The organism is Nitratireductor sp. B36 (genome assembly GCF_020833685.1).
Classification (GTDB): Bacteria; Pseudomonadota; Alphaproteobacteria; order Rhizobiales; family Rhizobiaceae; genus Nitratireductor.
Genome location: NZ_JACKZY010000002.1, coordinates 933,467 through 948,899 on the forward strand (window position 1 = coordinate 933,467; position 15,433 = coordinate 948,899).

Here is a 15,433-nt window from a genome sequence, read left to right on the forward strand (position 1 = left end):
AATGGCGGAGAACATAAAGCGGGCAGCGGCGCTGTTTGACCTCGATGGCACGCTGACGAACCCGTTTACCGGAATTTCAAACGGCATCCGCCACGCGATGGAAAAGATGGGGCGCACTGCGCCCGACGATGCCACCATTCGCTCTCATATCGGGCCGCCCTTGCAGGTAACCTTTGCTGCGTTTCTGGAGACGGATGACGAAGCGAGGATCTGGGAAGCGGTCGGCCACTACCGTGACCGCTATCAGGAGATCGGCAAGTTCGAGAACGAACTGATTCCCGGAATCAAGGATGTCCTCGTCCATTGCGTTGAGGCAGGATATTTTCTGTCGGTGGCGACGTCGAAACTGGAGAGTTACAGCAAGGACATCATCGCCCATTTCGGCCTCTCGGAATATTTTCATGCCATTCATGGTTCCGCGCCCGACGGGACCAATTCAAACAAGGCAGACCTGATCCGGCATATTCTGGCGAACGAACCCATCGATCCATCAAACGCCGTTATGATCGGCGACCGCCTTCACGATGTCGCTGGTGGCAAAGCCAATGCAATTCCGGCAATCGGCGTTTTATGGGGTTTCGGTGACAGGGACGAACTCGAAGAGGCCGGAGCCGTAGCGGTCGTTGAGCTCCCTTCGCAGCTTGCCGCTGCGATCGATCGGGTTCTGGTGCCTGCACCGGCGATCTGACCCCTGAATAAGCCGCCGGCGGCGGAGCGTCGGTCTTTACGCTCGATGCTCAATACGGAACAATGGCGATCTGAGTCTTCAGGAAAGAGACGGCATCAATTCATGGCGAGCGACCGACGTTTGCGCGACCCGATTTTCGCGGCAGCAGAGCGTGAGAAAAACAGACCCGAGCGCCCCTTCATACATCTGCGGGTACATTCGGCCTATTCGCTTCTCGAAGGCGCGTTGCCACTAGGCAAGATCATTGGTCACGCACTGAAGGACGAAGCGCCCGCGATTGCCATTACCGATACGAACAATCTGTTCGGCGCGCTGGAGTTTTCGCAAAAGGCATCCAAGGAAGGTTTGCAGCCGATCATCGGATGTCAGCTTGATTGTGCCTTCGAGGATGCGCTGGCGGAGGCCCGGCGCGGCAATGGCCGCAAGGGCGGTGGTACGCAGTATGAGCCCCTCGTTCTGATTGCGGCCACCAAGGAAGGCTATGCCAATCTTGTGCGCCTGGTGAGCCGCGCGTATCTGGAAAACGAGCCGGGGGAGGCCACCCATATCACCACGGAGTGGCTGTCCGAACTGGCTGAGGGGATTATCTGCCTGACTGGAGGGCCGCGCGGACCCGTCGGGGCGGCGCTCAAGGCGGACCGTCCGGAGGTTGCCGAGCAGCGGCTGATGTTTCTCAGGGAATGTTTTGGCAACCGGCTCTATATGGAACTGGAGCGGTTCGAGGGCTACGACCGGGCTTTGGAGGCGGCCACCGTTGAGCTTGCTTACAGGCATGAATTGCCGCTGGTAGCCACCAATGAGGCATTTTTCCCCGCTCGCGACGATTATGAAGCCCATGATGCACTGATCGCCATCGCGGAAGGGGCGGTCATCGCCATGGATGACCGCCGGCAACTCACCCCTGACAATTATCTCAAGAGCCAGGCCGAAATGGCACGGCTTTTTTCCGACCTGCCCGAGGCCATCGACAACACGATCGAGATTGCCCGGCGCTGTTCCTATTTTACGCAGACGCATCCGCCAATCCTGCCGCGCTTTACGGGCGCGGACGCTGCCGATGCGGAAGCGGCCCTTCAGGCAGAAGCCGACGAATTGCGGCGGCAGGCTCATGAGGGACTGCAGCGTCGGCTTGAAACACAGGGGCTGGCGGAAGGCTATACCCGCGAGACCTATGTCGAGCGGCTCGACTACGAGCTCGGCATCATCGAACGCATGAAGTTCCCCGGATACTTTCTGATCGTTGCCGATTTCATCAAATGGGCCAAGGCACAGGATATTCCGGTGGGGCCGGGGCGTGGTTCGGGTGCGGGCTCGCTCGTGGCCTATGCGCTGACGATCACGGATGTGGATCCGCTGCGCTTTTCGCTGCTGTTCGAGCGCTTTCTCAATCCCGACCGCGTGTCGATGCCCGACTTTGATATCGACTTTTGCCAGGACCGCCGCGAAGAGGTCATCCGCTACGTGCAGGAGAAGTACGGCCGCGATCAGGTGGGGCAGATCATTACCTTCGGAACCCTGCAGGCCCGCGCCGTGCTGCGCGATGTGGGGCGCGTGCTGCAGATGCCCTACGGACAAGTGGACAGGCTCTGCAAGATGGTGCCGTCCAATCCGGCCAATCCCACCCCGCTGCCCAAGGCGATCGAGGACGAGCCGCGCTTCGCCGAGGAAGTGGAGAAGGAGCCGATTGTTGGCACGCTTCTAGACTATGCGCAGAAGCTGGAAGGGCTCTACCGCCACGCCTCCACGCACGCTGCCGGCATCGTGATCGGTGATCGACCGCTCTCGGAACTGGTGCCCATGTATCGCGACCCGCGGTCCGACATGCCGGTCACCCAGTTCAACATGAAATGGGTTGAGCAGGCGGGGCTGGTCAAGTTCGACTTCCTTGGCCTGAAAACGCTGACGGTTCTGGAAACGGCGGTGAAGCTCATCCGCCGGCGCGGGATCGAGATCGATCTTTCACGCATTCCGCTGGATGATCCGGACACCTACGCGATGCTTTCGCGCGGCGAGACGGTCGGCGTGTTCCAGGTGGAATCGGCGGGCATGCGCAAGGCGCTGATCGGCATGAAGCCGGACCGGATCGAGGACATCATTGCGCTTGTGGCGCTTTACCGTCCAGGTCCGATGGAGAACATCCCGACCTACAACGCGCGCAAGCACGGCGAAGAAGAAATCGCTTCGATCCACCCCAAGATCGACCATCTGGTGAAGGAGACGCAGGGCGTTATCGTCTACCAGGAGCAGGTGATGCAGATCGCCCAGGAGCTGGCCGGCTACACGCTCGGACAAGCTGACCTTCTGCGTCGCGCCATGGGCAAGAAGATCCGCGCCGAGATGGAAAAGCAGCGGGGCATCTTCGTGAAGGGGGCGACCGAGCGCGGCGTTTCCAAGCAGCAGGCCGATTTCATTTTCGATCTTCTGGCCAAGTTTGCCGACTATGGCTTCAACAAGTCACACGCGGCCGCCTATGCCATCGTCTCCTATCAGACGGCCTATCTGAAGGCGCATTACCCGGTCGAGTTCCTGGCCGCGTCCATGACCTACGACATGGCCAACACGGACAAGCTCAACGACTTCCGGCGCGATGCCATGCGGCTGGGCATCGAGGTCGTTTCACCCTCGGTTCTGACGTCGCATCGCCCATTCGAAGTGGGCGAGAACAAGATTTACTACGCCCTTGCCGCAATCAAGGGCGTGGGCGATGCGGCGGTGGAGCACATCGTCGAAAAACGCAACGAAAAGCAATTTGAAAGCCTTGAGGATTTCTGTGCCCGCATTGATCCAAAGATTGTTGGCAAGCGGGTGTTCGAAAGCCTCATTCAGGCGGGCGCGTTTGATTGTTTCGGCCATGACCGGGCAGCACTGTTTGGTGGCATCGACCGTTTGATGGGCATGGCTTCGCGCGCTGCCGAAGATGCGGCGATGGGACAGGGCGATATCTTTGGCATTTCGGGGGGCGGTGAGCCGCAGAAAATCCACCTGCCTGCGGTCGAACCATGGTCGGCTGCCGACAAGCTCCACCGCGAATTCCAGGTTGTCGGCTGCTATCTCTCGGCTCATCCGCTCGATGAGTATGCCGAAATCCTCGAGAAGATGCGGGTGCAGAATTGGGCCGATTTCCAGGCTGCGGTGAAACGCGGCGCGACGGCCGGCCGGCTTGCCGGCACCGTCACCTCCAAGCAGGAACGGCGCACACGCACCGGCAACAAAATGGGGATCATTCAGCTCTCCGATGCCACGGGTCAATATGAGGCGGTGCTGTTTTCCGAAGCCTTGGCGCAGTACAGGGATCTGTTGGAGGCGGGCTCGTCCGTGGTCATCATGGTCGGAGCCGAAAACAGACCTGAAGGGGTCAATCTGCGTATACAGGCCGTGCAGTCCCTGGAAGAGGAAGCCTGTCGTATGCAGAAGGCGTTGCGGATCTATCTGCGTGATCCCAAGCCGCTACCGGCGATTTCCTCGCAGCTCACCCAGCGTGGTGATGCGCAAGTGAGCCTGGTGGTGATCAAGGATGGCGGACAGGGGGAGATCGAGGTGGGGCTACCCAACCGCTATCGCATTTCGCCGCAGATCGCCGCCGCAATGCGCGCCGTTCCGGGCGTTGTCGAGGTTGAGCTCGTCTAAGATTCGATTGTTTGCCTTGCAGACGTGCAGGCAAGGGCCGGTGCACATATCAGGCAGCGGTCAGGTTTCTTCATCGCGCTGCGGACGTCCGGCCTGTCCGTGGCCAAAGGTGTAACCGGTTTCAACGGCCTGTTTGCCGAACTTTTCGCGCAGACTGTCCATCGCGCCCTCCGCGAGAGCGCGTTTGTGGGAGAGGCGGTCCACAAGGTCAGGGGGATCTGCCCTTGCCGCATCCGTAAGATCACTCACTCCGATGCCGAGCAAGCGAAACCGCGTGCCGTCGATCTCGCGCTTAAGAAGCTCGAGCCCGGTGTGGAAAATCCGGTCGGCCAACCGGGTCGGATCTTCCAATTGTCGATTGCGCGTGCGGATCCGGAAGTCAGAGGTCTTGAGCTTCAAGACTATCGTGCGTCCGGCTATATCCGCTTTCTTGAGGCGGGTTGAAACGCGCTCCGAAAGTGCACGCAACACCGGAACCAGATCCGCCGCACTCGACAGGTCGTTGTTGAACGTGGTTTCCGAAGAAACACTCTTCGCCTCACTGCGCGGCTTAACGCTCCGGTCGTCCAGTCCGCGCGAGAGGTGATAAAGACGATCTCCCATGGTGCCATAGCGGCGCATAAGGTCGCCACGCTCCATGGTCTGCAATTGTCCGATGGTGCGCACGCCGTCTCGCGCCAGCGTCGCGGCAAAAGCCTTGCCCACACCCCAAATAAGGGTGACGGGCTTCTGCGAAAGAAAGGAGAAAGCTTCCGTTCTGCCGATGACCGAGAAACCCTTCGGCTTGTCCAGATCGGAGGCCACCTTGGCCAGAAATTTGCAGTAGGACAGTCCGACAGAAACGGTAATGCCCACCTCTTCTTCCACCTGACGCGCAAAGCGGGCGAGCACCATTGCCGGAGGAGCGCCATGCAATTTCTCGGTGCCGGAAAGATCAAGGAAAGCCTCGTCGATGGAAAGCGGTTCGACCATCGGAGTGAGCGCCTCCATCATCGAGCGTACCTGGCGTCCGACACGAACATATTTCTCCATGTCGGGCTTGATCACGACCGCCTCGGGGCACGCTTCAAGCGCTTTGAACATGGGCATTGCAGAACGCACCCCGTTGATCCTGGCGATATAGCAGGCTGTTGAAACCACTCCCCGCTTTCCGCCGCCGATGATGACGGGCCTGTCGCGTAGCGCCGGATTGTCCCGTTTTTCGACAGCAGCATAAAAGGCGTCGCAATCGATATGTGCCAGGAATAGACCTTCCAGCTCCGCATGGGCGAGCATACGCGGACTGCCGCAGGACCGGCAACGCCTCGACGCAGTCTGCGCCGGGGTCAGGCAATCACGACAAAGGCCGTGCGGAAGGGCGTTGACAGGCATGGTTGATCATGTGAACATAAAGTGAACATGAATATTACTGGAAACGCTGACGCTGCACAAGCTGTGGGCGGGGAGAGCATGGGTGCTCTATGAGGTTGCGCCTTTAACGCCGCATCTGTGGCCGGCATTTGAGGAACTGTTCGGTAAACAGGGCGCCTGTTACGGGTGTTGGTGTACGCATTTTCGGCTTCCGCCGTCGGTGCGACGCGAGAACAATCGCGAGCGTAACAAGGATCACATCAAAGCGCGGATCGAGGCTGGTCCGCCGCCCGGTCTGCTGTTGCTTGAGAACGACCGTGCTGATGGTTGGATGCAGATTGGACCGCGCGGTGATGTTCCCGAGTGGAACAACAAGGGCAGGGTTTCAGCACCGGTGGAGGATGGCGATGCAAGGGACCCGGCCGTCTGGGCGATATCCTGTTTTTTCCTGAGGCCGTCCGTACGTGGCAAGGGCCTGTCGCATCAGCTTGTGGCTGCGGGAATCGAACATGCCCGCCGTGGAGGGGCGCGCATTCTGGAAGCGTGTCCGATAACCCATTCGAGAGATTCGCGCTCTATTGGCCTGTTCGTCGGGGCCACACGGGTCTTTGAAAAGGCGGGCTTCAAAATGGTTCTGGAGCGCAAGGCCGGCCGGCCGCTCATGCGGCTGACACTGTAATTTCTGAAACTTTCTCACCTGTATCAGGCGCCCGTTTCCGGTGTCGCGCACCAACCTCTTTCAGCCATGAAAGACCATGCGGGAAAGCTTCCTGGCTATAGTGCGAGTGAGCGGGCGATCTTTTCACCGGCCTCCTTCCAGTGCTCCACCACCGTGATCCCTGCAGGGATTGGCGGCATGAGCGCTCGGACAGAATTGTCGGCCATAAGATGAAAGAGGTGAGCATCCTCGACCGTGTCGCGCACGGAAACGAGGTTGTAATACATGTCATCGACGAAGGCGACGGGACGGGGATGCTCCCCACGCAAGCGCTTGATCGCAGGACCCTTGGCCCGCTCCGTCGTCAGCAGCGGATAGCGCATATCGAGCTGATCGAGCAGGGTGCGACGCGTCTGCCGGTAACGGTGTGGCATCGCGGTCAGAAGAACAACCTGGCTCGCTGTGGACAGGCGTGCGATGGTCTCCGATGCATCCTCGGCGAGCTTTTGCCAATCATGCTGAACCTCGAAGAAGGAATCGACGAGCTGCGAGACCGTCTCGTCGTCGGCGCGGACACCTGTGGTCAGGTCGACAACATTCCCGTTCAAGCCAAAACTTTCCAGCTTCAGTTCGAAGCCGCGGGTGCGCAGATATTCCGGAAACGGTCTGATGAACTCCAGTATCACGTCGTCGACATCCAGCACGAGAAGAGGGTCGTTGCTGAGCGAAAGTTCGTCAATCTGCCTGGCTGTTTCAGGGTCAATCGTCATGTAGCTTGTCCAAAGTCATATTAAGGCTGGATGTCGTAGGATGGGTTGCCGTGGGGCAGCAGGGACGGCGCCCGTGCGACGATCTCCGGAGCGATGCCGCTTTCCTGGGAAAACCGTAGCAAGGTCGGTTCATGTGCGAGGATGAATTGCAAAACCCCGGTCAAAAAGCCTGGTTCGGCCGCCGCCGCGCGAATCTGATTTGCCTCGATACCGGTCAGTGAGAGAAACCTGGGAAGGAGCTGCTCGTCTGCCGCAATAAATGCCAGGGCAGAAACGGCGATGGTCTCGGCTTCCTCTCGTTGCATGGTGGTACCTCTCCATTGGGCATGAAACGCCATCGTGGCCCGTCGATCAGATGAATTGCGCAGCGATGCTGGGCCGCTATGCTGTAAAGCTACGATTCGCAGGCGCCCATTACCGATTCATAAATCAAATCGTGCAAGGGTGGCGCCGGAAATTTCGCGATTTGAGGCGGTGTCGGCGAGAACAGGTGACAAGCGGCGGCGCGGGGTTGAGTGGGACGGGGTGAAATGCCGAAGAAAGTCATGATCGTCGAAGACAATGAGCTCAACATGAAGCTCTTTCGCGATCTTATCGAGGCCAGCGGCTATGACACCGTTCGGACGCGCGACGGACTGCATGCGCTCGACCTTGCTCGTGAACATCGCCCCGACCTCATTCTGATGGATATCCAGTTGCCAGAGGTTTCGGGACTTGAGGTCACGAAATGGCTCAAGCAGGATGATGACCTCCACACGATCCCCGTCATCGCGGTGACGGCCTTCGCGATGAAGGGCGATGAGGAGCGTATCCGCCAAGGTGGATGCGAAGCCTATATCTCGAAGCCAATTTCTGTGCCGAGTTTCATCGAAACGATCAAATCCTATCTTGGGGATGCCTGATGCTGCTGATGGCTTCCCGGAGACATTCGTGAGGAGCCGGTCATGACCGCGCGCATTCTGGTTGTCGACGACGTCCCGTCGAATGTGAAGCTGCTCGAAAGCCGGCTCTTGGCTGAGTATTTCGAGGTTGTCTGCGCCTATAGCGGGGCAGAGGCGCTAAAAATCTGTGCTGATGGGAAGGTGGATGTCGTCCTGTTGGACGTCATGATGCCGGAAATGGACGGATTCGAGGTGTGCCGCAGGCTCAAGTCAGAGGCTTCGACACAGCACATTCCGGTTGTGATGATTACAACACTTGGCGAAACATCGGATCGTGTGCGAGGCCTGGAGGCGGGCGCTGACGACTTCCTGACAAAGCCAGTCGGCGCGCTTCAACTTGTCACGCGGGTCAAAAGCCTCGTTCGGCTGAAAATGCTCACAGATGAATTGCGGTTGCGCACCGAGACCATCGACAATGTGGGATTTGAGCCGGGTATGGAGGACGACCGGCGCGGGACGCCCTCTGTTTTGTTGATCGACGAGAACACCCAATCTTCTGCTGCGGTTTCTGCCATGCTGCAGCGTCGCTTCGCGCTTGACATCGAGGACGATCCCCAGGCCGGATTGTTTCGCGCGGCCGAGGGTGGCTATGAGTGCGTTCTCGTTACCTCCAACTACGCCTCCTACGATCCATTGCGGCTTTGCGCTCAGTTGCGGGCGCTGGATCGTACGCGTCTCCTGCCGGTCATGCTGGTGGTTGATGGGGATGAGGAGGGGATGATCGCCCGAGCGCTGGAACTGGGCGTGAATGATTATATTGTTCGCCCGATTGACGCGCAGGAACTACAGGCGCGTTTGCGGACGCAGCTGCGACGCAAGCGCTACAATGATCGCCTTCGGACGAGTGTCAGTCAGAGTTTTCGCATGGCTGTCACCGATCCGCTGACGGGGCTGCATAATCGGCGCTATCTTGATGCGCATTTGCCAAAGCTCCTGGCGCGAGCTGTTGCCCGGCGACGGCCTTTGTCCGTAATGATGGCTGATATCGACCGGTTCAAAACGATCAATGACCGCTGGGGGCACTCCAGTGGCGACGATGTGTTGCGCGAGTTCGCTGATCGATTACGCCAGAATATCCGTGGTATCGACCTGATTTGCCGGTTCGGGGGCGAGGAATTCGTCGTTGTGATGCCAGATACCGAGCATGACATGGCGGAGATGGTGGCAGAACGTTTGCGGGTTGCCATTGCCAGCGAACCTTTCACGGTCGACGGAGGCAAAAATGCTATTGCCGTTACCACAAGCGTAGGGGTTGTTGGCTGCGCAAATGGCAATGATGATCCGGCCGATCTGATAAAGCGTGCGGACATTGCGCTCTATGATGCGAAGAGCAAAGGCCGCAACCGCGTGGTGGCTTCTGCAGCCTGAAGTCGCAGCACACATGATGCCAACCAGAGAGGTGACGGCGCACGTCAGTCGGACCTCGAGAAGGGCAATTGTTGCCTTATTCGTGGCGCGTAATCGCACAACACCAAAGAGTGATGATGCATTCCACCAATTTGGGGGCTGACGGAGTGCCGCATCCGCCCCATATTTAACCCTAACGTAAGGGAGTTGGCGGGAATGGTTAAGTAAGTATTGATTTTCTAACCGCCCTGCGCAAATCTCTCGCCGAAAGGGGCGGGTCTTATGTCTCGGCGTTGTCGTCGGGCAGCCGCCTCGGGATACCCCATGATGCTCAGGTCCGCCGCATCTCCTGGGTCCGTGGGGTCGGCCGGCCGGCGCTGGTTGAAAGTGGCCTCCTCGTACCGCTGCCAGTTTGCCGACCGGCCCCCAGTTTCTTCACCGCTTCCCAATATCTTCAGATGATGATTCCGACTTCCGAAGCACATGGAAGGCTTTCTGCAGCGCGCATTTGCGGATCGCACTGGGAAATCGCACGGGGAAATCGCATCGGGAAGTTGAGATCTCAAACAGAAAACGCCGCCCGAAGGCGGCGTTTCGAAGGAATACGGTGAAACCGGATCTATTTGATCTTGGTTTCCTTGAACTCCACATGCTTCTTGGCGATGGGGTCGTATTTGCGCTTGGTCATCTTGTCGGTCATCGTGCGGCTGTTCTTCTTCGTGACGTAGAAGAAGCCCGTGTCCGCCGTCGACTGAAGCTTGATCTTGATGGTCGTGGCCTTCGCCATGTCTGTCGTCCGTTTCTGGTGGTTTGTCGGTCGCGCAAAAGCAGAATCTCTCCACCAGCGCTTAAAGAGTCTGGCGGACACATAAAGGGTACGCGCGGAAAGTCAAGCCGGGTTGTTTGAGGCGCGGTGTCAAAAAGCGCGCAAACAGTCTCCGTCTCCCCGTATGCACAGTGATACCCCACGCATGAACAAATGCGAAGGATGAGGCGAAACTCACACGTCTGACGTCAGGGCGCGTTTGCGAGCCCTGCGTGAAGAATTGTGGGCGCCGAGGGTTGGGAAATGCAATTATTTTAATATAAATTTATTAATAAATAGTTTTTCCATGATTTTAGGAAATAAAACATGAGAAAAATTATTAGATCATCAATATTTGATTTCAAAAAGCTCTCTTTCTTTTCCTGTTTCTGGGTTTTTGCCATCCTGGGGGGCTTTCTGGGAGTGCCGGGAGGAGGGGCTGACGCTCAAACCCTACCTGATTTTGGAACGTGCGATTCTCGCATGTGGCTGTCTCAGGGAACACAGACCAGCTTGAATGCCATCGACACGTCCACGAACCCTTTCACATTTGTGAACCAGGGGAGCGTGTCCTTCACCTACAATGGAACGGCTTACAACCCGTTGGACAATTATGGGTATGCTGTAAATAATAATTCGCCAACCCTTTATAGAATTGGTTCTAACGCTCAGCTTCAAAATCTTGGGAATATTACCGGTCTCCCATCGGGTTTTAAGGCGAATACGGGAGAGATATCTGATGATGGCTCTTACTATATATATAGTAGAACTCATGATAACAGTTTATACAAAGTAGATATCTCTGCGACGTCAGCAACCAGAATACCTCTGAGTAGAAGTGTATTCCTTACGGATCTGGCGTGGTCCAACGGGCTCCTTTACGCCAAAGAAGGTGACTCGCGCCAACTGATTTCCATCAACCCGGTAACCGGGGCGGTTATAAATATCGGGGATACAGGGCTTGCTGCGAGCAGCCTCTTCGGTGCCATGTTCGGCACACCAAATACCGTCTATGGCTCAGGAAATAGCGGAGAGGGCTTTTTCGAGTTTGATACTGCTACCGGGCGCGCAACCCGCATTTCCAACTCCCCCGGTTCGTCAATCAACGACGGCATGAAGTGCGCGACAACAATACTCAGCTTTCCAGCGGACATCGCCATTTCCAAAACGGATGGGAAGGAGGCCTACATCTCCGGGGAGGACGTGACCTACGCAATAACAGTGGTCAACAACGGTCCATTCGGGGCTACCGACATTGGGGTGGATGACCCGTTGCCAGCGGGGGTCACCGAAGCGAACTGGACCTGTTTCGGATTAAACGGCGGCGTGTGTGACGCGGCAAGCGGAACAGGCGCGCTTGACAATCAGACTGCCAGTCTTCCGGTGGGGGGCGTGGTGACGTATAATCTGACGATTTCGATCCCACCGGATCATTCGGGAGATTTGATCAACACGGCGACGCTCAATCTTCCTGACACGATCATCGACAATTCTCCAGAAGACAACAGTGATACCGACACCGACCTTGAAGCCTCGATGTCGATCGTCAAGGCCGCCAGACATGTCGACGCCAACGGAAATGGCAAAGTCGATATCGGAGAGGAGATCGTTTACGACTTCACAGTTGAAAATACCGGTGGCGCAACGCTTACCGACATCGAGATCACCGATTCAAAGGTGAGAATCGAGGGAAATCCAATTCTCTCCTTAGCTCCAGGGGCAAGCGACAGCGAAACCGTGAAGGGATACTACACGGTCACCGAGGCGGACCTGATCGAAGGTAAGGTCGACAATCTCGCTTCCGGTTCAGCGAAGGGGCCAGACGGTCAAGACGTCACCGCAAAATCTCGGGCACCGAACGGCAACCCAGGAGATCCCACAAGCATCGAAACACCAATGGAAGGCGACTACGACTTCGTAAAGGAGGCAGAGCACGTAGACGCAAATGGCAATGGGCGGATCGATGCCGGCGAAACGATCAGCTACAAGTTCATCGTGGAGAACACCGGCAATGTTCCGCTGACGGATATTGTGGTTACGGATTCTCGAGCGACGATTGAAGGCAGCCCGCTAGCTGGACCGCTGGAGCCCGGTGCTAAAGACGAGGAAAGTGTCAAAGGCACCTACGTCGTAACGCAGGATGATGTTGATGCTGGTGATCTCGACAACGTTGCCGATTCAACCGCAAAGCTGCCGACCGGCGACGACGTCACGAAGCAATCCCGTCCGCCTGGGGGAGATGCCGGCGACCCAACCAGACCGCCTGGGGGCTTGGAGCAGGAAACCGATTATGATGTGGTCAAAAGGGCGGTGCACGACGATGCTAACGGCAACGGTCGAGCTGATGTTGGTGAGGAGATCAAATACGATTTCACGGTGACAAACACCGGCAACACGACTTTGACCAATGTGGAAATATCGGATCCTAAGGCTGAGATATCCGGAAGTCCGACCGCCTCCTTGGCGCCAGGGCAAATTGACTCGGATTCGGTCAAGGGAGTTCACAAGATCACCGAGGAAGATCTGGCTGCGGGCAGTGTAGAGAATGTTGCGCTGGCGACGGCGAAGGGACCGAACGGCGAGGATGTCAATAAGCAATCGCGACCGCCAGATGGTCAGGAGGGAGACGCAACACGCGTCGAAACGCCCCTGGAGGGCGATTATGACTTCGTCAAACAATCGGAACATGAGGATGCGAATGGAAACGGTTTGATCGATGCTGGTGAGGTGATCAGGTATAGGTTTACCATTGAAAACACGGGGAATGTCTCGCTCACCGACATCGTGGTAACGGATGCGCGGGCCAGGGTGGAAGGCAGTCCACTGGCCGGGCCTCTCGCTCCAGGCCAGAAGGACGAAGAAAGCATATCCGGCACCTATGAGGTGACCCAGGCAGATATCGATGCTGGAGATCTCGATAACCTTGCCACCTCGAACGCCAAGTTGCCCAATGGAGTTAGCCTATCCAAGCAGTCGCGTCCTCCAGGCGGAGAAGCAGGCGAGCCCACACTGCCGCCTGGCGGTCTGGAAACGGTGTCCGACTACGATCTTGTCAAGAAAGCAGAGCATATCGATGCCAATGGAAACGGATTTGCCGATGCTGGTGAGGTAATCGAATACACATTCACAGCTGTGAACACGGGCAACGTCACACTCAGCAACATAGCGGTAACCGACGACAAAGCGGAGATTAAAAATAGCCCTATAGCTTCGTTGGCGCCGGGCCAGAGTGATTCCAACGTCACAGCCGAGCATGTCATCACTCAAGAAGACATTGATGAAGGCTCGTTTTCAAACAATGCGACCGCCGTAGCGCAAAATCCCAAGGGCGAAGACGTGGTCAGATATGCTCGTCCACCGGGGGGGCGCCCCGGCGATCCGACGACAGTACCATTCGAGACGATCCCGTCCGTAGAGCTTGAGCTTTCAGGGGAGTGGATCGACACAAACTCAAACGGGTTTCCAGATCCAGGTGAGCCGATCCAGTATTCATTCTCGGTTCGCAATACGGGCAATACGACGTTGGAGGACCTTGCGATCGATTCGATCGATTGGGAAACGTCCACAGTCCGGCCGGCGGCGAGAGCCGCATCTGTCTACAGTGGTTTAATTCCAGCTCTAAAACCAGGGGCAGAATTGGATTCCCTACCGAAGGTTTCCTATCCCATCACGCAGGCTGATATCGACGCTGGCGGTGTTGCCGCTACGACCAGAATTAGCGGTCGCACCCGAGACGGTACGGTGGTTTCGGATACGTCTGATGACCCGAATAACACAACAGATGAGGATCTCGATGGCGATGGGGAGCCGGATGATCCCAACTACACTCCGCTGCTGCAGGTCAGTGCACTCGGACTGAAGAAGTCAGGTGTGTTTGAGGGGACGGCCGGACGGCTTGCCAAACCTGGCGATACCATCCTCTACACATTGACTGCGACCAATGAAGGCAATTTGACCGTCTCGAATGTCAGGCCAGCGGACCCAGGACCACGATTTGGCGGGCAGCCGGGCAGTGGGAGTTTCACGCCTTTCTCTCCAGCCAGTGCGGATCTTGCTGCAGGAGAAACCAAGACTTTCACCGCAACATACACACTCACTCAGCGCGACATTGATGCAGCGGAGGGTCTTGAAAACGGCATCCAGAACTCTGCCAAGGCCTCTGGCCGTGGGGCGGATGGGCGGGAAGTCTTCTCACCGGTTGCAGGGGCTACCGTGGTCTTGCCTGGCTACGCTATTGGCAAAACGACACCGCTGGCGGAGGTGCGGCGTGGTGATCGAGTTCCCTACACGATTACCGTGAAGCAGCTTGGGTCTGCCGGCGGCAGCGCTGTCAAAATCATCGACATGACACCGGCGGGGCTGACATTCGCCCGTGGAAGCGCAAAGCTGAACGGCAATTCTGCAGAGCCACTGGTCGAAGGCCGCAGACTGACATTCGAAAACGTCACACTATCCCCTGGCGAAGCGGCAATTGTTGAGCTCGACCTCGTCGTGACTGGAGCCGCCAAGCCTGGAGAGTACGTAAACAAGGCCTGGGTAGAAACGACGGAAGGAGCCGTTGTTTCCCGTATTGCAACGGCCGTCGTAGAGGTGGTTGTCGAAGCTGTTTTCGATTGCGGCGACATCATCGGAAAGGTGTTCGATGACAGGAACCGGAATGGTTACCAGGAAGAGGAAGAGCCGGGTCTTCCGGGAGTGAGGCTGGCTACGATAAAAGGCCTGTTGCTGACATCAGACGCTCAAGGGCGCTTTCATATCGCCTGTGCGGATCTGCCTGATCAGCGGATCGGTACAAACTACATTTTGAAGCTCGACCCTAGATCATTGCCTTCCGGATACCGTCTCACCACGGAGAATCCACGTGTGGTTAGGCTTACAGCCGGCAAGGGGTCGGAGTTCCTTTTTGGCGCAACAATCGGCCGTGTGGTTCGCCTCGATCTGACCGACGCAGCGTTTTTGCAAGGCTCCGCGAGGTTGAACCCGGAATGGGAACGGCAAATCAATCAAATGATAGTGCTGCTCGATCAGGAACCGTCTGTTCTACGTCTCATTTATACCGGTTCCGGGGACGACACGAGGATGGCGGTGAAGCGTTTGCGGGAAATTCGCCGGATGGTTAGTTCCGCCTGGGGTCGGACCGGGCGAGGCTATCACCTGGAGATTGAAACGCGCTTCCGGCCTCAGAACGCTAAGGCCTCTGTCCAAAACGAGAAGTTTGAATAACGGTGGCACCCGTAGAGGCGCGCG

Annotated in this window: 10 protein-coding genes; 6 read left to right on the forward strand and 4 right to left on the reverse strand. The window is 57.3% G+C overall.

All coding sequences use genetic code 11. From position 1 onward, the window contains the following. The first annotated feature begins 1 nt into the window (after position 1). Both H7H48_RS11010 and dnaE read left to right on the forward strand, forming a co-directional pair. Positions 2-688, forward strand: coding sequence for an HAD hydrolase-like protein (locus H7H48_RS11010; RefSeq protein ID WP_229449087.1), 687 nt, complete (start codon positions 2-4; stop codon positions 686-688). A gap of 102 nt (positions 689-790) precedes the next feature. Continuing rightward, positions 791-4,315, forward strand: coding sequence for a DNA polymerase III subunit alpha (dnaE, locus tag H7H48_RS11015; protein WP_229449088.1), 3,525 nt, complete (start codon positions 791-793; stop codon positions 4,313-4,315). Between the two features lie 60 nt (positions 4,316-4,375). Here the strand turns inward: dnaE and H7H48_RS11020 are convergent, their stop codons facing one another. Continuing rightward, complete coding sequence (locus tag H7H48_RS11020) at positions 4,376-5,686, reverse strand: DNA polymerase IV (protein WP_229449089.1); 1,311 nt, start codon at positions 5,684-5,686, stop codon at positions 4,376-4,378. Positions 5,687-5,768: 82 nt separating this feature from the next. Between H7H48_RS11020 and H7H48_RS11025 the strand changes: the two genes are divergently transcribed. Next, on the forward strand, positions 5,769-6,344 hold the full coding sequence (locus tag H7H48_RS11025; RefSeq protein ID WP_229449090.1) for a GNAT family N-acetyltransferase: 576 nt from the start codon (positions 5,769-5,771) through the stop codon (positions 6,342-6,344). Between the two features lie 95 nt (positions 6,345-6,439). On the opposite strand, the gene H7H48_RS11030 is transcribed toward H7H48_RS11025, so the two are convergent. Further along, positions 6,440-7,093, reverse strand: coding sequence for a DUF2608 domain-containing protein (locus H7H48_RS11030; RefSeq protein ID WP_229449091.1), 654 nt, complete (start codon positions 7,091-7,093; stop codon positions 6,440-6,442). A gap of 20 nt (positions 7,094-7,113) precedes the next feature. Next, entirely contained in the window at positions 7,114-7,398 is a 285-nt protein-coding gene (locus H7H48_RS11035) for a DUF3572 domain-containing protein (protein ID WP_229449092.1), read from the reverse strand. Between the two features lie 225 nt (positions 7,399-7,623). Between H7H48_RS11035 and H7H48_RS11040 the strand changes: the two genes are divergently transcribed. Continuing rightward, positions 7,624-7,995, forward strand: coding sequence for a response regulator (locus H7H48_RS11040; protein WP_229449093.1), 372 nt, complete (start codon positions 7,624-7,626; stop codon positions 7,993-7,995). A 42-nt stretch (positions 7,996-8,037) separates the two neighbouring features. Then, entirely contained in the window at positions 8,038-9,402 is a 1,365-nt protein-coding gene (locus H7H48_RS11045) for a PleD family two-component system response regulator (RefSeq protein WP_229449094.1), read from the forward strand. Positions 9,403-10,000: 598 nt separating this feature from the next. Here H7H48_RS11045 and rpmG read toward each other — a convergent pair. Beyond that, on the reverse strand, positions 10,001-10,168 hold the full coding sequence (gene rpmG, locus H7H48_RS11050; RefSeq protein ID WP_007008183.1) for a 50S ribosomal protein L33: 168 nt from the start codon (positions 10,166-10,168) through the stop codon (positions 10,001-10,003). A gap of 345 nt (positions 10,169-10,513) precedes the next feature. On the opposite strand from rpmG, the gene H7H48_RS11055 reads away from it, so the two are divergent. After that, positions 10,514-15,409 carry a DUF11 domain-containing protein gene (locus H7H48_RS11055; protein WP_229449095.1) on the forward strand — a complete coding sequence of 1,632 codons (4,896 nt, stop codon included), beginning with the start codon at positions 10,514-10,516 and terminating at the stop codon, positions 15,407-15,409. Positions 15,410-15,433 lie beyond the last annotated feature (24 nt).

Bases quoted from the DNA above. Each gene is read 5' to 3' on its own strand.
- H7H48_RS11030 (WP_229449091.1), bottom strand. From the start codon at position 7,093: ATGACGATTGACCCTGAAACAGCCAGGCAGATTGACGAACTTTCGCTC.
- H7H48_RS11055 (WP_229449095.1), top strand. From the start codon at position 10,514: ATGAGAAAAATTATTAGATCATCAATATTTGATTTCAAAAAGCTCTCT.
- H7H48_RS11035 (WP_229449092.1), bottom strand. From the start codon at position 7,398: ATGCAACGAGAGGAAGCCGAGACCATCGCCGTTTCTGCCCTGGCATTT.
- H7H48_RS11040 (WP_229449093.1), top strand. From the start codon at position 7,624: ATGCCGAAGAAAGTCATGATCGTCGAAGACAATGAGCTCAACATGAAG.
- H7H48_RS11045 (WP_229449094.1), top strand. From the start codon at position 8,038: ATGACCGCGCGCATTCTGGTTGTCGACGACGTCCCGTCGAATGTGAAG.
- H7H48_RS11010 (WP_229449087.1), top strand. From the start codon at position 2: ATGGCGGAGAACATAAAGCGGGCAGCGGCGCTGTTTGACCTCGATGGC.
- H7H48_RS11020 (WP_229449089.1), bottom strand. From the start codon at position 5,686: ATGCCTGTCAACGCCCTTCCGCACGGCCTTTGTCGTGATTGCCTGACC.
- rpmG (WP_007008183.1), bottom strand. From the start codon at position 10,168: ATGGCGAAGGCCACGACCATCAAGATCAAGCTTCAGTCGACGGCGGAC.
- dnaE (WP_229449088.1), top strand. From the start codon at position 791: ATGGCGAGCGACCGACGTTTGCGCGACCCGATTTTCGCGGCAGCAGAG.